Genomic DNA, 21,641 nt, shown 5'->3' with positions numbered 1-21,641 from the left:
CCCCGTCACCTCAAAGCAACGGCGGGCCGGGAACCCCGGCCCGCCGTGCGTCGATCACTTCGTCACGTTCAGGTGCATCACCCCGTAGTTGTAGGCCTTCCTCCGGTAGACCACCGAGGGCCTTCCCGTCTCGGCGTCCTGGTAGAGGAAGAAGTCGTGCCCGACCAGTTCCATCTCGTCCAATGCCTGGGCCAACGTGAGCGGCGCCGATTCGAACTCCTTCACCCGCACCACGAGCGGCCCGTCGCCGTCGACGACGAGTCCCGCCACCTCGCGGCGCGAGACCTCCGGCTCGGCCTCCTCCTCCACGACTGTGACAGGAGTCGGGTCCTCGACGATGGCGGTGCGCAGTCCACGGTGGGTCTTCCGTCGGTCCGCGGCCTTCCGGAGTTGGACCTTGAGACGGTCGAAGGCCTGCTCGAACGCCAACGTCTTGTCGTTGGCCTTGGATTCCGCCCGGACCACGGGCCCCTTGCTCCGCAGTGTGATCTGCACCTCGATGGCATCGGAGGGGTTGCGTGCCTCGGAGGCTGAGAACTCCACCTCCACGCGGATCACCCGATCCCGGAGTCGCTCCACCGTCGCGATGCGTTCGTGGACGAGTTCCTTCAGATCCGGGCCAACAGTGCAGTGCCTGCCGCTGACGACAATGTCCATGCTTCCTCCTGGGGTCCCCAAAAGCCGGACGCCAGCCCGAACCCGCCTTTCGGCCGGTCGATGCTGACGTCTTCCATGTCCTCGAGCGTACTCCTCCGAGCGGGGGTGACACGGAGATTCCCGTCAACTGACAACCGTGTTCGCATCCGCGATGACCGCTGCACCCCAGACGTGGACCCCGCATCGACGCAGTGCTTCGCAGGCGCCGTTGAGCGTGGCCCCCGTCGTCACGACGTCATCGACCAGGATGACCGGCCGATCGGTGAACCGGGCCCGGAACGTCTCCGAGGTGAGTTCGAGTCGCGCGAGTCTCCCGAGACCACGTTGCGCCAGCCCGCCGCGCGAACGACGCAGGAGACGACGGTGTTCCTGGCCGAGGCGACGCGCGGCTCCCCTGGCCAGGTGCAGGCCATGGTCGAACCCACGGCGTCGCACCGAGCTGGGTGACGTGGCCACCGGCACCACGAGGGCCTGCGGTGGGGGCTCCAGGTGAGTGATCGCGGTGGCCAGCAGGAGCGAGAGGAAAGGGCCCAGTCCCCAGGCCCCGTCGTCCTTGAAGCTCGGGATGATGTGGCTGAGCAACGGCCTGTAGGGTGCTGCGGCAACCACATCGACATGAAGGCCCGCCCGACGGACCCGGTGCGGCTCCCTCCCCCGCAGTGCCACGGTGCAGCCGCGGCACACCCCGAGGCCGGGGCCACCGCAACCGGGACACCGGGACCCGAGGAGCAGGTCAGCGGCGGCATCGATGAAACCCACACCGGCATCATGGGCGTCCCCCGACCCTCAGGACGCTTCTCCACAGCCCGGACCCCGTCGACGGACTCAGCCGGGGTAGCTGATCCAGTCGAAGGCAGCGTTGGCCCGCTGCCAGGCACGATGGGCGGAGTAGACCAGGACGTCCCCGCCGGCATGACGAACCGCAACGGAGTCGCCTCCGGGACGGGGAAGGGCCGTCAACTGCACCGGCTCCTCCCCGTGGCTGGGTCCGATGTCGGTCACGGAGGAGCCGTCGCTGCGGACGATGAACACCGACATCCCGGCGCCAGAACGCCCGATGAGAGCCAGGTCGATCTCACTGGTCCAGTCGAGTGAACCGGCGTCGGAGAGCGCCTCGCGGGACTCGGTGACGGGACGCAACTCCTCGAAGGAGACGAAACGCGGCGTCTCGTCCACCATGGCCAGACCGAACTGCCGCGCCCCGGCCACATCCACGATGACCCCCACCCTGGTGCCGGAGGGGTCGACGGCGAAGTCGACCACCGCTCCCGGCAGGTCCTGGAGCCCCACCTCCACCACCTCACCCTGGGCGGACAGGGTGACCAGTCGTTGCACGCCGGTGGCGTCCACACCGAGCAGCCACAGTCGTCCCGCGGCGAACTGGGCGGCCCTCGCCTGCCGCACCGTGCTGTCGACGGTGCTGAGTGTCCCCGCGGCCGGCCCGATCCGCACCACGCCGGTCTCCGAGGAGACGTAGGCGGTGGTGGCCCCGTCGAGGGAGACGGCTGCCATGTCGAGCGGTTGACCGTCGCCGTTGAGGGGGATGAAGTTCTGCTCCGGGCTCAGTCGTCCGAGCCGGGTCTCCCTGACCCCGAACAGATCGACCGCACTGGCTCGGGACAGAGGCTGGTATCCCTGCTGCGACGACAGTTCCAGCACTCGACGCGCATTCTGGCCGGGAATCACCCACGGGGCTCCGTCAGAGGTCACCCTCAACCCCGTGACCCGCGGGATGGAGGCCAGCGACCACAGCAGCTGGGCCCCGAGTTCGCGACGCTCCTGGTCCGGGAGTTCGGCGGGCAGACCCGTCAGGTCCACCAGCACCGTGCCCTCGGCATCGATCGTCGCCCCACCCGGCCCGAGTTGCACCCCGTCCGGAATCGCCGAACGGGTGATGAGGCCGGTCCTCTTGGACGGGCCTGCGAACTGGGCGCGCAGCACGCGTTCCGGGGTGAGGGAAACCGTCGGGATGTGCAGGACATCGGCGATGACGGATTGCCCTTGTCTCGCCACGAAGTAGGACTTCACGAGCGCGTAGGAGCGTTCGAAGATGTAGCGGGAGAGCAGGATCCCGCGCGGCGCGGCCCCGATCCGCCACTCCCCGTCCTCCTCAACGATCTGGAAGTCATGGGTGAGCGGCAGGCGCTCCACCGTGAACCGCCCCTCCTGATCGAGGATCCCTTGAGTCGTCCCTTCGAGGATCTGGTTCCCGTCGACCTCGCTCAGGGCGCCGTCATAGATGACGGTGGCCAGGTCGGGTTGCCAACCCTCCGCCGCCTCCGCGGTGAGGTACTGCCGTGCCACCGAGTAGCCACCCGTCGGATCCGACATGGCCTGGAGGAACCCCTCGACCACGCGGGCCGGGGCCATTCCCTCGGCGGGGGGTTCGGGAGCGATCTGGACGCCCCTGCCCTGACTGTTCACACTCACCTCGACGATGGGTCCGCTCGTGGGGAGTTCGCTGCACGCCGCCAGGAGCACGGCGAGCAGGAATGCCATGGTTCGCAGTGCCCGCATCACGGTTCCTTCCGGGGATCGACATCGACCGGGATGATCGGCAGCGGGGAACTCGTCAACACGGTGCCCTGACGGCGGGGCAGGGTGAGACGGAACTGGGCGCCCCGCCCCGGCCTGCCCCACGCCGACAACCAACCCGAGTGGAGCCGGGCATCCTCCAGCGAGATGGCCAGTCCCAGTCCGGTCCCTCCCGCCCGCCGGGCCCGCGCCGGATCCGCCCGCCAGAAACGATCGAAGACCCGCGCCGAGTCGTTGGCCTCGAACCCCACCCCACGGTCCCGAACGGTCACTGCAACCGCCTCGTCGTCAGCCGCGACGGTCACGTCGATGGGGTTGCCCTCCCCGTGGTCGATGGCGTTGGTGAGGAGGTTCCTCAGGATCCGGCTGATGCGTCGGGGGTCCACCTCGGCGCGGGCATCGTCGGCACCGTGGAACCGTACGACGCTGCCCTGGCTGGTGGCGAAACTCCGCTGGGCGTCGATCTCGGAGTGGACCAATGCGTCGAGGTCCGTGTCCTCCAGGTCGAGTACCGCAACGCCTGCATCGATGCGGGAGATCTCCAACAGATCGGCGAGCATGTCGGAGAATCGCTCGATCTCGGAGGCCATGAGCTCCACGGTGCGGGCGTCCTGTGGCCCCAGGTCCTGGCGTCCCTCGTAGAGCAGGTCCGATGCCATCTTGATCGTGGTCATGGGCGTGCGGAGTTCGTGGCTGACGTCACTGACGAATCGCCGTTGCACGGCGGAGAGGTGTTCCAGCTCCCGGATGCGTTGCTGCAGATCCGAGGCCATGGTGTTCATCGACACGGCCAGTGAGGCGAGATCGTCGCTGCCCCGAACGGTCATTCGCTCATCGAGTTGCCCGGAGGCCAGCCGCAGTGCGGTGCGGCTCGCCTTCCGTACGGGGCGCACCACCTGCAGGGTGACGAGGTAGGCGATGGCCGTCAGCCCGATGAGCAGGGCGGCCCCCGTGGAGACCACCGCGCGTTGGACGTCCACGAGGGTCGCCACCTCGCTGGTCATCGGGAACACGTAGAACACGGGGAACCGCTCCCCCACCGGGGACAGCAGAGCCGATCCGACGATGATGCCCGGCTGTCCCTGTAGAGCCGCCGACGTCGCACGCAGCCTCGTGGGCACGATGAACATTCCATCAGCGGTCCGGACCCGTTCCGCCATCTCCACGGGGATCGACTCGTACAGGATCCCCGTGGCCGAGTACACCCGGGATGCGGGCCCCTGGATGATCACCTGGAACTGCCCCGCCTGCGCTCCCGCCAGTTCCGCGAGTCGGCTGAGCTGTTCGTAGGTGGCGACCCCTCGCATCTCGGGCAGCATCAACTGCTCCTGCATGAACCGCTGCATTCCGGCCGCCTCCCGCACGGCCGAGGCGCGCTTGGCGTCGACGATGCCCGTCGCGGTCTGCTGGGTCAGGAGCAGCCCTGCGAGCACCAGGATGACGCAGGAGGCGACGAAGGTGGTGGCGAGCACCCGCAGCGGCAGGGAACTCCACCAGAACCGGATCAACCGCCGGAGCCCGCCCTCACCACTGTTGGGGTTCACCGGCCCGATACCCGATACCTCGAACGGTCACCACGATCTCCGGATGCTCGGGATCCTTCTCCACCTTGGACCTCAACCGCTGAACGTGGACGTTCACCAACCGGGTGTCGGCCGCATTCCGGTAGCCCCAGACCTCGTCGAGAAGGGCCTCCCTCGTGAAGACCTGCGTGGGGCGTTTCGCGAGGGCCAGGAGCAGGTCGAACTCCAGCGGGGTGAGGGGAAGCGTCGCGGAGCCCCGCTTGACGGTGTGTGCCGACGTGGAGATCACCAGGTCGCCGATGGTCAGCTGGTCGGCCCCGGGGTCCGCGGTCACCCGACGGAGCCTGGTGCGGATGCGGGCCAGCAGTTCCTTGGCCTTGAAGGGCTTCGCGACGTAGTCATCGGCACCGGCCTGCAGACCCGCGACGACGTCGTCGGTCTCCGATTTCGCCGTGAGCATGACGATGGGAACCCCCGACTCGGCCCGCATGTCCCGACACACGCTCACACCGTCCCGGCCGGGGAGCATCAGGTCCAGCAGGACGAGGTCGGGACGCGACTCACGCATGGCGGCCAGCGCCCCGGATCCGGTGCCACAGTGGACGGTGTCGAACCCCTCCTGCCTCAGGACGATCTGCAGCATCTCGGACAACGCAGCGTCATCATCGACAATGAGGATCAGGTTACGGCTCCGTGCCTCGGCCAACTTCCACCTCCTGCTCAAACCTGTGGTCCATGGTAGGGCGTATCCGTCGGAATCAGTTCAGCCCCGGCTCAGGGGTCCAGGTGGACCACAATCCCCACTCACCCCCACACCGCCTGAGGACCCGCTGCCACAACCGGTCAGGCGTGGCGAAGATCTCCTCCGGCGTGGCCCTCGTGCGGAACCATGACCCGCGAAGGAGTTCGGAGACGAGCTGGCCGGGGCCCCACCCCGAAAGGCCGACGAAGAGCCGGAGGTGGGAGAAGTGGCCGTCGATGTCCTCGGCACGGTTCCCCAACTCCACCGTCCCGATGTCGTCGAACAACGGACTCCATCCGGGTGGACGGGATCCGGGACTGCGCAGCTGGGCCAACCCCACGACGGCATCCTCATTCACGGGACCGCCCTCGAAGGGATCAGCCGGCGGTGTCAGCAGAGGGCGTAGCTGCTCCAGGGTCTCGGGAAGTCTTCGGGTGACCGGCTGGTGGAGGCAGACTCCGATGGAGCCCTCGTCGTCATGATCGAGGAGCAGGACCACACTCCGGTCGAAATAACTGCCATCCCCCGGATCCCGGGAGATGAGCAATTGTCCCGCTCGTGGCTCACCCAGCTGCATGACGCCATTGTGCCGGACGTTCCGAACGGGACCACGCACCCCCGAGGGCGCCAGCGAGCCCCTGGAGCAGGGAACTCATGAGGGGTTCCCGATCGGATGCGGGACACCCGAGTTCCAACCACCGATGACCTGCTGCCTCGACCTGCCCCAGCCAACCCCAGACCGCGTACTCCTCCCGTCGCCCGTTGACCCCACCGATCAGCCGGACCAGGCCTGAGGCATACCGCTCCCGCAGTTCGTCCCGAAGCCGACGCATCATGGGCGGTTCCTCAGCCTGACTCCAGTGGGGCGACATCCACGCTCCCGAGCGGGAGGCCACATGGTCGAAGTGAACCTCGAGAGCCACCCGAACCAGCACTCCCGGGCCGGCTCCGGGCGGTGTGGCACGTTGTGCCGCCACGTGACGGGCCATGAGATCGATCACGGACTCCAGCATGAGCTCGGCGTACAACGATTCCTTGCTCTCGTGGTATCGGTAGACCAGACCCGTCGAACTCTGCGCCGCCTGGGCCACGGCGGCAATGGTGACGTCACGGTAGGGACGTTGAAGGAAGAGTTCCCTCGCCGCGGCGAGAATCGTCGCTCGCCGCGCGTCGGGCCGGAGTCTCCGACGCCCCTCCTTGTCAGGTGGGCTCATGGCCTCACTGTAGCCTTGTTGAATCCACTTCAACAGGGCTTGTTGAACCAAGTTCATGAATCGTTGTCGCGATGCGCGCTACATTCGATGTCGTACCCCCCGGAACGGAGGCAGGGATGGGCTGGATCGATCACGCCATCTGGTGGCACGTCTACCCGCTGGGCTTCACGGGCGCCCCCATCCGTGAGGACCACGGCACCCCACGACCACGGTTGCGGCGCCTGATCCCCTGGCTCGATCACGCCATCGCCCTCGGGTGCTCGGGCCTGCTTCTCGGCCCCATCTTCGCGTCCGAGACCCATGGCTACGACACCACCGATCTCCTCGGCATCGACCCGCGGCTCGGCACCCTGGAGGATTTCGACGACCTGGTGGCGCAGTGCCGGGCCCGAGGCCTTCGCCTCGTCCTCGACGGGGTGTTCAGCCATGTCGGCCGTGGACACCCCCGGGTGGAGGCGGAACTGCGTTCACCGGATCCCGATCCCACCCGGCGGCTGTTCGACATCGACAGGAGCACGGCCGAAGCTCCCACGCCCCGAGTGTTCGAGGGTCACGACTCACTCGTCCGCTTCGATCATTCCTCCCCCGCCGTCCGGGACCACGTCCGCTCCGTGATGACGTACTGGCTGGGACGCGGTGCCGACGGCTGGCGGCTCGATGCGGCCTACTCCGTGGCACCCGAGTTCTGGGCCCAGGTCCTGCCCCCCGTGCGCGACCAATACCCGGACGCATGGTTCCTGGGCGAGGTCCTGCACGGTGACTACACGGACTTCGTGAGTCGGTCCGGGGTCGACACCGTCACCCAGTACGAACTGTGGAAGGCAATCTGGTCGTCCATCGTCGATCGCAACTTCTTCGAACTCGACTGGTCCCTGCAACGACACAACACCTTCCTGGAGCACTTCGTCCCGCAGACCTTCATCGGCAACCACGACGTCACTCGGATCGCCTCCAGGGTCGGCCAGGACGGCTCGGCGCTGGCCCTGGCCATCCTCATGACGGTCGGGGGCATCCCGTCGATCTACTACGGGGACGAGCAGGGATGCACCGGCGTCAAGGAGGAAGGGCTCGGCGGCGATGACGCGATCCGCCCCAGCTTCCCGGAGGCCCCCGACGGCATGTCCTCCTTGGGGGACGACATGGTGAGAGCACATCAGGAACTCATCGGGATGAGGCGACGGTACCCATGGTTGCTCCGCGCCCGGACGCAGCCCCTCGTCGTCGAGAACGAACGCTATCGGTACCGCACCTCCTCGGAGGACGGTTCCCAGTCCCTCGAGGTCGAGCTGGATCTGTCGAACATGCCTCGGGCAACGGTCACGGATCCCTTCGGGACCGTGGTGTGGACCTCTGGTTGAGGCCCACGGCCCGCGAGACGGGCCCGGAAACGCGACGACGCGCCCCCGGCGGGGCGCGTCGGATGTCAGCCGTGAACCGGCGGACGGAAACGTGGAGATGGCGGGAATTGAACCCGCGTCCTTGAAAGGCGAACCAGGGCTTCTCCGGGCGCAGCTGACGTGACGGTTCACTCAGCCCCTGCACTCATGTCAGCAAGTCGCAGCCAGGCCCAGCCGCAGTGAAGTCCCGAACGACCCCCGCGGCGCAGGTCGTTCAGCAAGCCTTCTGAAATGAGGCCAGGCACCGGGTCGAAGGCTAAACCCGGGCGTGACCCTTCGATCGCTGATCAGGCAGCGAGAGCGAAGTCAGTGCGATTGTTCTTGGCACTTGTTGGTTTCCACACATCGTTTACGAGATGAGCGTGGATCCTCGGCCCGCTTCTCCTCGAACCACCGTCCAAGTCGAAACCAGTCATCCCCTCTTGAGTTGTACGAAGCAAGTCTAGCGCATCCGACCACGTGTCCTGTCCTCGATGGGCCGCATGAGCATGAGCTTCTCGATCAGCTCCGTGCTCCGCTCCCCGTTGAAGGCCCGGATCGCCAACCACAGGGTCATGAGCCCCCAGGCCACGAACCCGACGAACAGCAGGGCTGGTGGGGTGAAGCCCATGATCGTGAGCAGGATGGCAATTCCGCCGTAGACGACGGCGCTGAACTGGAAGCACATCGCCCGCGAGGCCTCCAGCGAGATCCGGGAGCCGTTCGGGGCCAACGCCTTGGCCACCGCTGGGATGATGAAGCAGGAGGGCAGCGTCCCCAGATGGATGAAACCCGACACCACGTTGCGCGCCCCGTCGAAGGGTGTGTCCTGCACTGTGGGAGCCTGCGTCAACATCGCCGGGGCCACCCTCGCCAACCCCTTGAGGGAGGCGTTGAGTTCCGCGCGGGTCGTTGCGGTGAGAGCCAGCCCGAGGCGCTCCTCGAACATCTCGTCCGAGATGACGTTCGCTGCGTAGGCCCGCTGCAGATACTCGACCGCACGATCCCGTTGAATGTCGGTGACGAGGGTCGAGAGCATCGGGTCAGTCATGTCATCCATGATGCACCCACATGGGATCGGACTCCATGGGGGTTCGCCCTGATCGTGCCCTGGCGGCGTCGGGCCCCCGGTCGCGTACCCATGGCACGGGCCGTCACCGGGGTACTACCTCCTGCGTCCGGCACCCAGCCGGTTCCTGGCCCGCAACGCACGCTGGGCCTCCCGGTCGGCATCGCGCTGGGCGATGGACTGGCGTTTGTCCCAATCGCGCTTGCCCGTCGCCACCGCGATCTCGACCTTCGCATAGCCGTCCTTGAAGTACAGGGACAGTGGCACGATGGTTCGTCCCGTCGCCTCGGTCTCCCGCGACAGCCGGGCGATCTCACGCTTGTTCAGGAGCAGCTTCCGGGATCGTGTTGCCGAGTGGTTGCGCCAGGTGCCGAACTCGTACTCGGGAATGTTGACGTTGCGCAGCCACACCTCCCCGTCATCGACCGTGGCGTAGGCCTCGGCAAGGCTCACCCTTCCCAGACGCAACGTCTTCACCTCGGTGCCGGTCAGCACCAGGCCGGCCTCGAACGACTCGCCGATCTCGTAGTCGTGTCGGGCCTTCTTGTTCTGCGCAACCATCGTGCGTCCGGTTTCCCTGGGCATCGTGCAATCATGCCACGCGCGACTCAGTCGAACCAGCGGGCCATGGGATCAACCCGGTTGCCGTTCTCCCACACCATGAGGTGCAGGTGGCATCCCGTCGAGTAGCCCGTGGAGCCCACGTAGCCGACGACCTGTCCCTTGGAGACGTGTTGCCCCACCGAGACCACGTAGTGGGTGGCGTGGTTGTATCCCGTGGTGACGTAGTCGCCGTTCACCTTGCCGTGGTCGATCATGAGTCGGTTGCCGTAGCCGGCGTTGAAGTACTTCTCGACCACCGTACCGTCGGCGGGTGCACGCAGCTCCGCGCCACACGGGGCCGCGAAGTCGGTGCCATCATGCAGCTTCCAGTACCCCAGCACCGGATGCAGTCGCATCCCGTAGGGGGAACTCAGGCTGCCGCTGACCGGACGGATGAATCCCGAGCCGCTGCTGTAGGAGGTCGATCCGGAACCGCCACCCCCGCCGTTGGACGACCCTCCCGAATCGGTGGGTCTCGAATTGGTGGCCTTGTTCCGTTCCGCCTCGGCACGTCGTTCCGCCTCGGCCTTCTCGCGGGCGATACGTTCCTGCTCCAGCCGCTTCTGCTCGGCGATGCGCTCCTGGATACGACGGTCGAGGTCGCTGGACTCGGCGGCCAACTCGCTCTGGCGTTGCTTCTCAGCCGCCAACTGCTCCTCGGCAGCCTTGCTGGCGGCGTCACGTTCCTCGACCTTCTTCGCGACCGCGGCCTTCTTGGTCTCGGCCTCCTGCTTCTTCTGCTCCGTGACCTTGAGTTGTTCAGCAGCCGCCTGTCGCGCCTCCTCGGCCGCCTTCTCCGCGTCCTCGGCCTCCTGCTGTGCCGACTCCATCCTGAATCGGCGTTCGGTCAGTTCGTCGAGCTCGATGGCCGATGAGGAGAACAGGGTGTCCGAGAGCTGCGCGCGCTGGTTCAGGTCGGCGGCCGACACGTCCCCGACGAAGAGCGAGAGCTGCATCAACCCGCCGTTCTGCTGGGCGATAACGTTGACCTCCTCGCTCGTGCGCCGGTCGACGACGTCGTAGGAGGCCTTGGCGAAGTCGACATCGGCGATCGCCTTCTCGAGGCGTACCTCGGCCGCCTCGAGTTCCTTGGCCCGCTGGGTGTCGAGTTCCTCGGCTGCCTTGCGCTCCTCCTCAGCGGTGGCAAGCTCCTGCTCGGCCGTCGCGAGGTCCTTCTTGGCCGCCTCGAAGGCCTGCACGGCCTTGGTCACCTCACTGGATGCACCCTCGACGGCCTGGTTCTGGGCCTGTATCTCCTTGTCGAGCTGGTCCCTGCGGTCGTCGAGCTCGTCGGCCGCTGCGGGCCCGATCGGCCCGCACGCCACGGTCACACCAAGGGCGAGCGCCACCAGGCCACGCTTGATGCGTGTGAGCTTACGGTTCTCGGGCAGAGGGGGAAGATCCCGAATCACCTTGGTCTCCTTCGCGGTCAGATTCTCAGGTACTTCCGGGTTGCCAGAAGCGTCGGAATGATGGACAGGGCGATGCCAACGGCGGCGATCGCACCGATGCACATCATGAGATGGGACTCCCCGATCCAGGGGAGAGCGGGCAGCTTGACCCGAGCCGTGTTCTCGATGACGACGAAGTAGGTCACCGTCAGCGCCCCGCTGGCGAGCAGGACACCGACGAGCGCAGCCACGAGGCTCTCCAGGAGGAACGGGAGGAGGATGTAGAAGTTGGAGGCGCCCACCAGCCGCATGATGCCGATCTCCCGACGACGGGTGAACGCCGCCATGCGGATGGTCGTGGAGATCTGGAGAGCCGCTGCCAGCAGCAGGAGGAAGCTCATGCCCAGGGTCGCCCACTGGAGGGTGTTGAGGGACTTGAAGATCGGGTCGAGGACGCCACGCAGATCCTGCACGTTCTGCACGCCCTGGAGGCCCTCGGCCTCGCTGACGACCCCCTTGTAGTTCTCGGGGTTCTCGAGCTTGATGCGGAAGGAGTCCTGCATCTGCTCCTCCGTGCGGGAGGCCAGGATGGGCGAATCCTTGAACACCCGCTGGAACTCCTTGAAGGCCTCCGCCTTGGACTCGTAGAAGACCTCCTTGACCTCGGGATTGGCCTCCAGCGCGGTCTTGATCGCCTCACGCTGGGCGTCGGTGGTGGCCTTGCCCTCCTCGCAGGTGCCGCCGGAGGTCCGCTCGGTGCACAGGAAGACCGAGATCTCGATCTTGTCGTACCACCGGGACTTGACCAGGTCGACCTCCTGCGAGGTGAGGAGCCCGAGCCCGAACAGGGTCAGGGACACGGACGTCGTCACGATGACGGCGATGGTCATCGCGAGGTTGCGCTTGAGCCCCGACCAGGTTTCGCGAAGTGAATGCCTCATTGGAAGTCCTCGTTCTCAGTTCGCGCCGTAGACGCCCTTGGCCTGGTCTCGCACGAGCTCGCCCTGGCGCAGCTCGAGGACGCGGCGTCGCATCTGGTCGACGATCGTGGAGTCGTGGGTGGCCATGATGACGGTCGTGTCGGAACGGTTGATCCGGTCGAGCAGCTTCATGATGCCGACACTCGTCTCCGGGTCAAGGTTCCCCGTGGGCTCGTCGGCGATGAGGATCTTGGGGCGGTTGACGAAGGCCCGCGCGATGGCCACACGCTGCTGCTCACCGCCGGAGAGTTCCTCATTGAGGCGGTTCTCCTTGCCTTCCAGTCCCACCAGCTCGAGGGTTTCCGGGACCATCTTGCGAATGACGCGACTCGGCTTGCCGATCACCTGGAGGGCGAAGGCAACATTCTCGTAGACGGTCTTGCCGGGGAGCAGTCGGAAGTCCTGGAAAACGGTTCCGATCTGTCGCCGCAGGGCCGGGACCTTCCACTGATTGAGGCTGGAGAGATTCTTTCCCGCCACGTACAACGTGCCCGTCGAGGGACGGTACTCGCGCAGGATGAGCCGGAGGAAGGTCGACTTGCCGGACCCTGACTGGCCGACGAGGAACACGAACTCCCCCTTGGCGATCTCAAGGTTGATGTTCCGAAGCGCCGGGCGGTCCTGCCCGGGGTAGAACTTCGTGACGTCCTCGAACGTGATCACTGTGCATCTCCGACCGACTAGGGGAAGAATCCTGGGTGATCCCCAGGACACGGCCACTAGAAGTCAAGCACACCCTTCAAGGCGACGCCCACACCAACACGCCGCAAGGGCGGAGCGGATCAGCTCTCGGCGCTCTCCGAACGCTTGCGCCAGCGGATCCCCGCATCGATGAAACCGTCGATGTCACCGTCGAACACCGCGTCCGGGTTTCCCACCTCGTACTCGGTGCGCAGGTCCTTGACCATCTGATATGGATTCATGACGTAGGAACGCATCTGCGCCCCCCAGGAATTTCCGCCATCGCCCTTGAGCGCGTTCATCTCCTTCTCACGCTCCGCTCGGGCGAGTTCGAGGAGTCGCGACTGGAGAACGCGCAGCGCGGCCGCCTTGTTCTGGAGCTGGGACTTCTCGTTCTGGCAACTGACGACCAGCCCCGTGGGCAGATGGGTGATGCGGACGGCGGAGTCAGTGGTGTTCACGGACTGCCCGCCCGGGCCCGAGGACCGGAAGACGTCGACCCGGATGTCCCCCTCGGGAATGTCGATGGAGTCCGTCTCCTCCGTGACCGGCAGCACCTCCACCCCGGCGAAGGAGGTCTGCCGCCTCCCCTGGTTGTCGAAGGGGGAGATCCGCACGAGCCGGTGCGTACCCTGCTCGACCGAGAGCGTGCCGTAGGCGAACGGGGCCTTGACGGCGAACGTCGCGGACTTGAGCCCCGCCTCCTCGGCGTAGGAGGTGTCATAGACCTCGACGGGATGACCGTGACGCTCCGCCCACCGCAGGTACATGCGCATGAGCTTCTCGGCGAAGTCCGCCGCATCCACTCCCCCGGCCTCGGCCCGGATGGTGACGAGCGCCTCGCGGGAGTCGTACTCGCCGGACAGGAGGGTGCGCACCTCGAGAGCCTCGATCTCCTTCGCGAGGCGGGCCAGCTCCTTGTCGACCTCGCCCCGGGTCTCGGCGTCGTCCTCCTCCATCGCCAGTTCCAGCATCACGGAGGCGTCCTCGAGTCGGCCCCGCAGCGACTCGAGCCTCTCGACCTCGTTCTGCCGGGCCGAGAGCGTCGACGTCACACGCTGGGCGTTCTCCTGGTCATCCCAGAGGTCGGGGGCTGCCACCTCCTCCGACAGCTGGGCGATCTCGGCACGCAGCCTGGGCAGGTCGGCCACGGCCTCGATGGACTCGAGGGACTTGGACAACTGGTCGATCACGAGGGAGAGGTCAGCTTCAGCCACGATCCGTGAGTCTACCCTGAGCCCCGGGGTTTCCCCGGCTGGTTGAATTGGGGGCAGGAGCTGAGAAAGGAATGAAGTGGCTGCCACGAAGACCCAGTTGAAGAACGACCTCGCCGACGCACTGAGGGCCAAGGATGAGTTCGCGAAGTCCGTGATCCGGATGATGATGGCGGCCATCACCGTCGAGGAGGTGGCCGGGGATGTCGCCCGCGAGCTCAGCGACGAGGAGGAGATCGCGGTCATCACGAAGGAACAGCGGAAGCGTCGCGACTCTGCCGCCACCTATGCCGAGGCAGGACGGCCCGAACTGGCCGAGAAGGAGGAACGGGAGGCCGAGTTCATGGCGACCTACCTGCCGGCTCCGATGACCGATGACGAGGTCAGGGCCCTCGTCGACGAGGAGGTCGCCGCCGTGCCGGAAGCGACGATGAAGCACATGGGCGCCATCGTGAAGGCCGTCAACGCCAAGGTCGCAGGCAGGGCCGAGGGCCGCCTGGTCGCGCAACTGGTTCGGGCCGCGCTCGGCTGAGCCTGCCGCCCCCTCGGGGCACCCGAGGTGCACCGTCGGCGGCCGCCCAGTAGATTGTGCTGGTGCCGCCGCCTCACGGTGAGCGGGGTGCGGGCGCATAGCTCAGGTGGTCAGAGCACCTGCCTTACAAGCAGGGAGTCGGGGGTTCAAGTCCCTCTGCGCCCACCCGTTCGGGGCCGGGATCGTGGCAGTGACGCCATCGATCCCGGCCCCATCACACAGGGTCCATTCCTACCCTCCTGCGTACCACGCGAGCAGGCGGGCCGCCTCCCTCGTGATCGCCTTCCGCCCCGGTCCGACGTATTTCCTCGGATCGACCAGTTCCGGATGCTCAACGAGTTGGTGGCGCACCGTTTCGGTGAACACCTTGTTGAAGTGGGTGGACACGTTGATCTTCGTCATCCCGTGCCGGATCGCCGCCCGCATCCCCTCATCGCTCACCCCCGAGGAGCCGTGGAGCACCAGGGGCACCGGAACCGCGTCCCGGATCCGCGTGATGAGGTCCAGGTCGAGCACCGCGTCCCGATCCACCATCGCGTGGGAGGATCCGACGGCGACGGCCAGGAGATCCACCCCGGTGTCCGCGACGAATCGAGCCGCCTCGTCGGGGTCGGTTCGGGCGGTGGGGTCGTGGACCCCGTTCTTGCCCCCCACCTCACCGAGTTCGGCCTCCACGCTCACCCCCCGTTCGTGACACCACAGCACCACTTGGCGGGTCCGTTCGGTGTTCGTCGCGTGGTCGAGCCGGGAGGCGTCGAACATCACGGAGTTGATGCCCAGTCCCACGGCCTCCTGGATGAGGGGGAAGGACTCGGCATGGTCCAGATGCACGACGACGGGCACCGGCGCATTCCTCGCCACCGCCAGCGTCGCAACTGCGATGGGCTCCAGGGAACCGTGGTATGCCACGGCGTTCTCGCTGATCTGCAGCACGACCGGCCGTCCAACCTCGACCGCCGCCTCGGTGAAGGCCTCGGCGTGCTCCAGCTGAATGACGTTGAAGGCGCCCAGGCCCCCTCCCTCGGCCGCTGCAGCGGCAGCCAGTTCACGAAGGTCCGCGACCGTCATGACGGCCTCACCAGCAGGTGTAGCCACCGTCGATGACGACATTGCTGCCGGTCATGAAGGTGGCATGGTCGGAGGCGAGGAAGCGGACCAGCGAGGCGATCTCCTTGACGTCGGCCGCACGTCCCATGGGGGTCTCCTGGAACCACAGGTTGGTCCACTCCGGTTGGAGGGCCTCCACCGAGTCGAGGATGGCGGTGCGGGTGTAGCCGGGGGACACGGCATTGATGCGGATCCCCTTGCGTCCCCACTCCCCCGCCAGGGACTTCGTGAGCATCGCGACGGCGGCCTTGGAGGCGTTGTAGGCACACTGCGGCTGCGGGTGGTTCGAGATGATGCCGGACATGGAGGCGATGTTGACGATGACTCCGCCGCCTCGACCGATCATGTGCCTGCCCACCTCACGGCAGCAGTAGAAGGTTCCGACGAGGTTGACGTCGATGACCTTGGTGAACTGCTCGTCCGTCATGTCCTCCGCGGCCTCGTTGATGTCGATGCCCGCGTTGTTGACCCAGATGTCGATCCCGCCGAGTTCCTCGACGACGCCCTCGACGCACGCTGCCACCGACGCGGAATCCGTCACGTCGAGCACGCGGTAGGTTCCACCGACCCGCTCCGCGGTCCGTGGTCCGAGCTCCTCGTTGAGGTCCGCGACCACGACTCGGGCCCCGGCGTCAGCGAGGGCGTGGGCGATGGCCTCGCCGATGCCCTGGGCGGCGCCGGTGACGACGGCCACCTTGTCCTGAAGGTCGATCTGCACGGTCATGTCACTTGGCTCCTGTCTCGTTGGGTGTGATGTGGATCTTGACCGCCTCGGGGGTCGTCATCGTCGCCATGGCGACCTCGAACTCCTCGAGGGGGAATGTATGGGTCACCAGGGACTCGAACTCGTCCGCGACGTCCCGGATCACGTCGGCTGCCTCCGGGTAGCGGTCGGCCACCGAGAAGGAACCGATGATCCGCAATTCCCGCTGGAACACGTCAAAGGGACGGATCGCGACCTCGACCTCCGGTGATGTCGCCCCCAGCTGCAGGAAGGTGCCCCGGGTCCGCAACCGACAGAGGGCATCGACCACGGCCTCCCCCACCCCGGTGGCCTCGATGACCACGTCGAACTCCGTCACGTTGAGGGACTCCCCCGGCGCCACGGCCTGCTCGGCGCCGAGATCGAGGGCACGGCGTCTTCGTGGCGCGTGGGGCTCGATGACGTGGACCCGGTGCCCCCTGCTCCTGGCCACGATGAGGCTGGACAGCCCCAACATGCCCGCCCCGACGATGAGGGTGGTGGAGTCCGGGCGCAGCCCGGCGTAGTCGAAGGCGTGGAGGACGCAGGACAGCGGTTCGATCAACGCACCCGCCGTGAAGGAGACGTCATCGGGCAGATGGACGGCCCCGGCTGCGGGGATGCAGACGAGTTCCGCGAGGGCCCCGGGCGCCGTCAGTCCGACAGCGCCCCAGGCGACGCACAGGTTGGGGGCACCTCGGGCGCACCACTCGCAGACGCGGCAGAAGAAGTTCGGATCCGCCGCGACCCGATCCCCCGGGGCGAACCCCCCGGTTCCCGGCCCCACCGCGTCAACCGTCCCGGAGAACTCGTGCCCCATGATCAACGGCCGTCCCCGGGCCGAGGGGAACTGGCCGACGCGGATCGAGTGGTCGGTACCGCAGATCCCGGCCGCCGCCACCTGAATCCTGATCTCGCCCGGCCCGGGAACCGGCGCTGGGACATCCCTGATCTCGCAATGGGCGCCCTCCGTCAGGACCGCGGCTCTCATGGGGTGGCCCCGCCGCGGACGAGGACCTTCCCGGAGGAGTGCTGTGAGGCCATCTCGAAGGCCTTCTCCGCGTCGTCGAGGGGATAGCTCCTCGCGATGATCTCGTCGGCCGGGATGAGATGGGCGAGGGACAACGCGTGGCCGAAGTCATCCTCGTTGTAGTTGGCGCAGCCCTGGATGCGCAGTTCCCAGTCCTGGATGTAGGGCATGGGGACGATGAAGTCCCTCGGCGGCACACCGACGACGCAGATGGTCGCCGCCCGCCGCACCATGCCCGTCCACTGCCGCGCCGATGCCTCCATCGCGACGCAGTCGAAGACGACGTCGGCCAGGTCGCCGAGGAGCTCGGTCACCCTCCTCGGGGCGTCCGGATCCCCACCGTCGACCACCCCGTCGGCCCCGAGCCGGAGGGCCCTGTCCAGTTTGCTCCGGTCCAGGTCCGTCATCACGATGCTCCCCGCCCCCTCGTTCCGTGCGGCCACGAGCATGAGCAGACCGATCGTTCCCGCCCCCATGATGACCACCCGGGCTCCCGTGATGTCGCCCGCGATGCGTGCCGCGTGCACCGGTGTCGCCAGGCACTCCACGAGGGCCGCCTGTTCGTCCGTGACGCCGTCGGGGACGGCGTAGAGGTTCCCGCCGGGGGCGAGGAAGAAGTCCGCCATGGCACCCGGGTGGGCACCCGAGGGGTCACAGCCGATCCAGGTGAGGGTCTGGCATGCGTTGCTGCGGCCCTTCACGCAGTTCATGCACTCCTTGCAGGTGATGTTGGGCTTGAGGACCACGCGGGTCCCGTCCTCTGGTCCGGAACCGTCCGAGGCCCGTCGAGTGACGACACCAACGGCCTCGTGACCGGGGGCGTACGGTGGCGGGAGGAGCGGGTGGTGGCCCGCCACGGCGTGGGTGTCGGAGCCGCAGATGCCGGCGTAGGTGGTGCGGACGACGGCCTCACCCTCACCGGGCAGCGGGGGTTCGGCCTCCACGGTGGCGATGCTGCCGATCCGCTGGGCGAGTACTCGCTTCATGATGTCTCCTTCTGGGCTACTTGACTGCGCCGAGGGAGAGCCCCTGGACCAGCTTGTCCTGGGCCACCCATCCGGCAATGACGACGGGGATCGACACCACGAGCGACGCCGCCGAGAGCTGCGCGATGAACAATCCCTCCGAGGTGATGAAGCTGACCAGGAACACCGATGAGGTCCCGGCGACGGTGCCCGTCAGGTTGAGTGCGAACATGAACTCGTTCCACGAGAGGATGAAGCAGATCAGGGCGGTGGCCGCGATCCCGGGCATGGCCAGGGGCAGCACCACCGAACGCAGGATCCGCAACAGGCTGGCTCCGTCCACCTCCGCGGCCGCCATGATGTCCTTCGGGATCTCCCTCAGGAACGAGTGCATCATCCAGATCGCCACGGGCAGGTTCATCCCGGTGTAGAAGACGATCAGCGCCCAGATGTTGTCGAGCAGCCCCAGCTTCTGGAAGGCGACGTACACGGGCACGAGGGCCCCGACGAGGGGCAGGAACTTCGTGGACAGCACCCATTGGAGAACCCCCTTGGCACCCCTGATGGGTTTCACCGCGGTGGCGTAGGCGGCCGGAACCGCCAGGAGCACCACCAGCACGGTGGAGAAGCCCGCCGTCATCGCGGAGTTGAGCAGCGCGGGCACGATCCTGCCGTTCATCACCCTGCCGTACTGCTCGGTGGTGAGGGGGGCCAGGAGGTCCGGGGGCGCGGTGGCCGCGTCCACCTCGCGATGGAAGGAGATGAAGACGGTCCAGGCCACCGGGAGGACGAAGAGGACGCCGAACATCCAGGCGAGGAGGGTGAGCACCCATCCCCATCGGTTTCCTCGCCTTCCGGCAGTCGCACGGCGTTTGGCGGTTCCTTGCTCGGCCATGTCACTTCCCCTCCTTCGGTGAGATGGTGTCGTCGGCCAGGCTGGAGACCAGCCGCAGGCCAAAGGTGGCCACGACGATGCTGCCGAGGACGACGAGCACGCCGGCTGCGGATGCCTCGCCGTAGTCGTAGCCCCTGAAGGCGGTGATGTAGATGGCGTAGGGGAGGTTCGTGGTCGCGGTGCCGGGACCGCCCTGGGTGATCGAGAACACCTGGTCGTAGGCGTTGAGCAGGTAGATCACGCCGAGGATCACGGACAGTTCCATGTAGGGACGCAGCAGGGGGAGAGTGATGAAGCGGAGCTTGGCCCAGTTTCCCGCCCCATCCACGTCCGCGGCCTCGAGGACCTCGGGGTCCTGGGACTGGAGCCCCGCCAGGAGGATGAGGAACATGAACGGTGTCCAGGTCCAGATGAGAACGATGATGATCGACAGCATGGGATGGTCGCCCGTCAGGTTGGGGGCGGGGAGGTTGATGCCGATCTTCGACAGCCAGATCTGGATCCCGCGCAGCAACCCGTACTGCGGGTTGTAGAAGAGGTGTTTCCAGATGAGTGACGAGGCCATGGGCATCACGAGGAACGCCGTGATGATCATGGTCCGGACCACGCCGCGACCGAAGAATCGTCGGTTGAGGAGCAATGCCAGAACCAGTCCGAGGAGGAGGCACCCGATCACGGTGGCCACGACCATGATGATGGTGTTGCCGATACCGGCCATGATCCGTGTGTCCCTCAGGACCGCCATGTAGTTGTCGAGGGTGCCGAAGGCGATGTCGTTGGGGTACATGATGTTCCAGCGCGTGAACGAGATGATGATCGTCACCACGAACGGGACCTGGGTCACCACGATGAGGAAGATGAGCGCCGGCAGCAGCGGGAGCAGCCGGAGGCGGTTGCGCCGTCTGCTCAACCGGATCGCATGGGCCTTGGCGGCCTGGGGAGTGGCGGTCATGCCACACCTGCCTTCCGTCGATGCCCGGGGCGCAGGTGCGCCCCGGGCGAGGACTGCTACTTGTGCTTGTCAGCGACTTCCTGGGCCGCCTGCTGGCAGACCGCGAGGGCATCGTCGACGGTCTTCTGTCCGGCCAGCGCAGCGCTGATCTCCTGGCCGAACGTGGTGCCGAGTTCGCCGAACTCGGGAATCGCGAGGTACTGGCAGCCAGGACCGGGGTGGGGGTAGGCGCCGCAGTTGAGCGGATCCGACGCGTTGATCGCATCGAGCATGACCTGGCTGTAGGCGGCGGATGCCTCCTTGTACTCGGGGATCCGGAAGGTCGACTGCCGCTTGCCGTCAGGGACCCGGGTCCAGCCGAGTTCCTTGCCCACGAGTTGCTCGTACTCCTTGCTCGAGGCCCAGGACACGAACTTCCATGCCTGTTCGAGATGCTTGGTGGTCTTCGGGATCCCCCAGGCCCAGGCCCAGACCCAGCCAGAGCGCATGACCTCGCTCGGCGCATCGACGTATCCCATCTTCCCGACGACCTTGGAGGACTTGGGGGACTCGAGGCTGTTGGCGGCACTCGTCGCGTCGAACCACATGCAGCCCTCCCCCTGGCTCATGGTGTTGAGGCATTCGGTGAATCCCGCGGTGGTGGCCCCGGACTGTCCGAGATCGCGGACGAGGTTGACGTAGAACTCGACGCACTGCTTGGTCTCGTCAGAGGTGAGCATCGGCTTGAAGTCGGCGTCGAAGAAACCGCCGCCGAAGGCATTGAGCATCGAACCGATGACCGCCATGTTCTCGCCCCAGCCGGGGAGGCCCCGGAGCACGATGGGGTTCATGGTCGGTTCCAAGGTCTTCAACTGCTCCGCGAGGGCGCGGATCTCGGTCCACGTCGGTTTGGCGGGCATCGTGAGGCCGTGCTTGTCGAAGATGTCCTTGCGGTACATCGTGAAGGCGGACTCACCGTAGAACGGGATCGCGTACAGGTCGCCGTCCTTCGACAGCACGCCCTTCATCGCGGGCATGATGTCATCGACGTCGAACGCCGCGTCGCCCTGCGCCTTCTCCTGCAGGTTGTGGAGCCAGTCGTTGGCGGTCCACACCGATCCCTCATAGGCGCCGATCGTGACGACGTCGAAGAGGCCACCCTGGGTGGAGACGTCCTGGGCCACGCGGTCGCGCAGCTCGTTCTCGGGGAGGATCGTGATCTTCAGCTCGATCTTGGTCTCCTCCGTGAACTTCTTCGCGAGCCCCTCCAGATCGGTCATCTGGGGATTGCCCACCATGAGGACGTTCAACGCGCCGCCACCCTCAGTTCCAGCGGAACCGGAGGATCCTCCGGCCCCCGCACAGTTGGACAGGGCGAATGCCGTCCCGGAGGCGGCGAGCCCGGTGAAGAGTGTCCTTCTGCTGATCCCAGCCATTTCGACTCCTTTGTGTTC

General features: G+C 66.7%; 22 protein-coding genes, 1 tRNA gene and 1 other RNA gene. 3 read left to right on the top strand and 21 right to left on the bottom strand.

Translation table 11 applies throughout. The features are described 5' to 3' along the window. Window positions 1–54: 54 nt before the first annotated feature. The 7 genes from hpf to EII35_RS01460 form a co-directional block, all read right to left on the bottom strand. Window positions 55–657, bottom strand: a complete 603-nt coding sequence (gene hpf / locus EII35_RS01490) for a ribosome hibernation-promoting factor, HPF/YfiA family (protein WP_125226696.1) — start codon at window positions 655–657, stop codon at window positions 55–57. Between the two features lie 123 nt (window positions 658–780). Further along, a complete protein-coding gene (locus tag EII35_RS01485) occupies window positions 781–1,416 on the bottom strand; it encodes a ComF family protein (RefSeq protein WP_125226695.1) in 636 nt (211 codons plus the stop codon). Between the two features lie 66 nt (window positions 1,417–1,482). Continuing rightward, on the bottom strand, window positions 1,483–3,174 hold the full coding sequence (locus EII35_RS01480; RefSeq protein ID WP_125226694.1) for a GerMN domain-containing protein: 1,692 nt from the start codon (window positions 3,172–3,174) through the stop codon (window positions 1,483–1,485). Further along, window positions 3,174–4,736 carry an MtrAB system histidine kinase MtrB gene (gene mtrB, locus EII35_RS01475; RefSeq protein WP_125226693.1) on the bottom strand — a complete coding sequence of 521 codons (1,563 nt, stop codon included), beginning with the start codon at window positions 4,734–4,736 and terminating at the stop codon, window positions 3,174–3,176. The genes EII35_RS01480 and mtrB overlap by 1 nt, the downstream gene beginning before the upstream one ends. Then, the gene (gene mtrA, locus EII35_RS01470) at window positions 4,717–5,421 is read right to left on the bottom strand and encodes an MtrAB system response regulator MtrA (RefSeq protein WP_125226692.1); all 705 of its coding nucleotides are present in this window, start codon (window positions 5,419–5,421) and stop codon (window positions 4,717–4,719) included. The genes mtrB and mtrA overlap by 20 nt, the downstream gene beginning before the upstream one ends. Before the next feature lie 52 nt (window positions 5,422–5,473). Next, window positions 5,474–6,034, bottom strand: coding sequence for a YqgE/AlgH family protein (locus EII35_RS01465; RefSeq protein ID WP_125226691.1), 561 nt, complete (start codon window positions 6,032–6,034; stop codon window positions 5,474–5,476). Continuing rightward, entirely contained in the window at window positions 6,021–6,671 is a 651-nt protein-coding gene (locus EII35_RS01460) for a TetR/AcrR family transcriptional regulator (protein ID WP_185744102.1), read from the bottom strand. The genes EII35_RS01465 and EII35_RS01460 overlap by 14 nt, the downstream gene beginning before the upstream one ends. A 116-nt stretch (window positions 6,672–6,787) precedes the next feature. Here EII35_RS01460 and EII35_RS01455 point away from each other — a divergent pair, with 116 nt between their 5' ends. After that, the gene (locus EII35_RS01455) at window positions 6,788–8,029 is read left to right on the top strand and encodes an alpha-amylase family protein (RefSeq protein WP_125226689.1); all 1,242 of its coding nucleotides are present in this window, start codon (window positions 6,788–6,790) and stop codon (window positions 8,027–8,029) included. Between the two features lie 89 nt (window positions 8,030–8,118). Here the strand turns inward: EII35_RS01455 and ssrA are convergent. From ssrA to prfB, 7 genes are all read right to left on the bottom strand, one after another. Further along, window positions 8,119–8,488: a transfer-messenger RNA gene (gene ssrA, locus EII35_RS01450) on the bottom strand. A 22-nt stretch (window positions 8,489–8,510) separates the two neighbouring features. Further along, window positions 8,511–9,098, bottom strand: coding sequence for a DUF1707 domain-containing protein (locus EII35_RS01445; protein ID WP_185744101.1), 588 nt, complete (start codon window positions 9,096–9,098; stop codon window positions 8,511–8,513). A 114-nt stretch (window positions 9,099–9,212) separates the two neighbouring features. Next, a complete protein-coding gene (smpB, locus tag EII35_RS01440) occupies window positions 9,213–9,701 on the bottom strand; it encodes an SsrA-binding protein SmpB (RefSeq protein WP_125226687.1) in 489 nt (162 codons plus the stop codon). Window positions 9,702–9,724: 23 nt separating this feature from the next. Beyond that, window positions 9,725–11,131: a M23 family metallopeptidase gene (locus tag EII35_RS01435; protein ID WP_125226686.1), complete on the bottom strand. Its 1,407-nt coding sequence runs from the start codon at window positions 11,129–11,131 to the stop codon at window positions 9,725–9,727. A gap of 17 nt (window positions 11,132–11,148) precedes the next feature. Beyond that, the gene (ftsX, locus tag EII35_RS01430; protein WP_221739648.1) at window positions 11,149–12,051 is read right to left on the bottom strand and encodes a permease-like cell division protein FtsX; all 903 of its coding nucleotides are present in this window, start codon (window positions 12,049–12,051) and stop codon (window positions 11,149–11,151) included. 15 nt (window positions 12,052–12,066) lie between these two features. Beyond that, entirely contained in the window at window positions 12,067–12,753 is a 687-nt protein-coding gene (gene ftsE / locus EII35_RS01425; protein ID WP_125226685.1) for a cell division ATP-binding protein FtsE, read from the bottom strand. A 119-nt stretch (window positions 12,754–12,872) separates the two neighbouring features. Continuing rightward, a complete protein-coding gene (prfB, locus tag EII35_RS01420; RefSeq protein WP_125226684.1) occupies window positions 12,873–13,988 on the bottom strand; it encodes a peptide chain release factor 2 in 1,116 nt (371 codons plus the stop codon). Window positions 13,989–14,064: 76 nt separating this feature from the next. On the opposite strand from prfB, the gene EII35_RS01415 reads away from it, so the two are divergent. Together EII35_RS01415 and EII35_RS01410 are read left to right on the top strand one after the other, a co-directional pair. Further along, window positions 14,065–14,517, top strand: a complete 453-nt coding sequence (locus EII35_RS01415) for a GatB/YqeY domain-containing protein (protein ID WP_125226683.1) — start codon at window positions 14,065–14,067, stop codon at window positions 14,515–14,517. 91 nt (window positions 14,518–14,608) lie between these two features. Next, window positions 14,609–14,682: transfer RNA gene (locus tag EII35_RS01410), tRNA-Val, on the top strand. 66 nt (window positions 14,683–14,748) lie between these two features. On the opposite strand, the gene EII35_RS01405 is transcribed toward EII35_RS01410, so the two are convergent. From EII35_RS01405 to EII35_RS01375, 7 genes are read right to left on the bottom strand one after another with little or no spacing between them, the layout of a single operon-like run. Further along, window positions 14,749–15,585, bottom strand: a complete 837-nt coding sequence (locus tag EII35_RS01405) for a class II fructose-bisphosphate aldolase (RefSeq protein WP_125226682.1) — start codon at window positions 15,583–15,585, stop codon at window positions 14,749–14,751. A gap of 7 nt (window positions 15,586–15,592) precedes the next feature. Beyond that, window positions 15,593–16,348 carry an SDR family NAD(P)-dependent oxidoreductase gene (locus tag EII35_RS01400; protein WP_125226681.1) on the bottom strand — a complete coding sequence of 252 codons (756 nt, stop codon included), beginning with the start codon at window positions 16,346–16,348 and terminating at the stop codon, window positions 15,593–15,595. 1 nt (window position 16,349) lies between these two features. Further along, window positions 16,350–17,357, bottom strand: a complete 1,008-nt coding sequence (locus EII35_RS01395) for an alcohol dehydrogenase catalytic domain-containing protein (protein ID WP_125226680.1) — start codon at window positions 17,355–17,357, stop codon at window positions 16,350–16,352. After that, window positions 17,354–18,382, bottom strand: coding sequence for a zinc-dependent alcohol dehydrogenase (locus EII35_RS01390; RefSeq protein ID WP_125226679.1), 1,029 nt, complete (start codon window positions 18,380–18,382; stop codon window positions 17,354–17,356). The genes EII35_RS01395 and EII35_RS01390 overlap by 4 nt, the downstream gene beginning before the upstream one ends. 16 nt (window positions 18,383–18,398) lie before the next feature. Next, a complete protein-coding gene (locus EII35_RS01385; protein WP_125226678.1) occupies window positions 18,399–19,256 on the bottom strand; it encodes a carbohydrate ABC transporter permease in 858 nt (285 codons plus the stop codon). A gap of 1 nt (window position 19,257) precedes the next feature. Next, window positions 19,258–20,208 carry a carbohydrate ABC transporter permease gene (locus EII35_RS01380; RefSeq protein WP_125226677.1) on the bottom strand — a complete coding sequence of 317 codons (951 nt, stop codon included), beginning with the start codon at window positions 20,206–20,208 and terminating at the stop codon, window positions 19,258–19,260. A gap of 56 nt (window positions 20,209–20,264) precedes the next feature. Further along, entirely contained in the window at window positions 20,265–21,623 is a 1,359-nt protein-coding gene (locus EII35_RS01375) for an ABC transporter substrate-binding protein (protein ID WP_125226676.1), read from the bottom strand. Window positions 21,624–21,641 lie beyond the last annotated feature (18 nt).

It is taken from the genome of Arachnia propionica (assembly GCF_003932785.1).
GTDB lineage: Bacteria > Actinomycetota > Actinomycetes > Propionibacteriales > Propionibacteriaceae > Arachnia > Arachnia propionica_B.
Note: the sequence above shows the minus strand (reverse complement) of the source record. Positions and strands in the feature narration are given on the sequence as shown.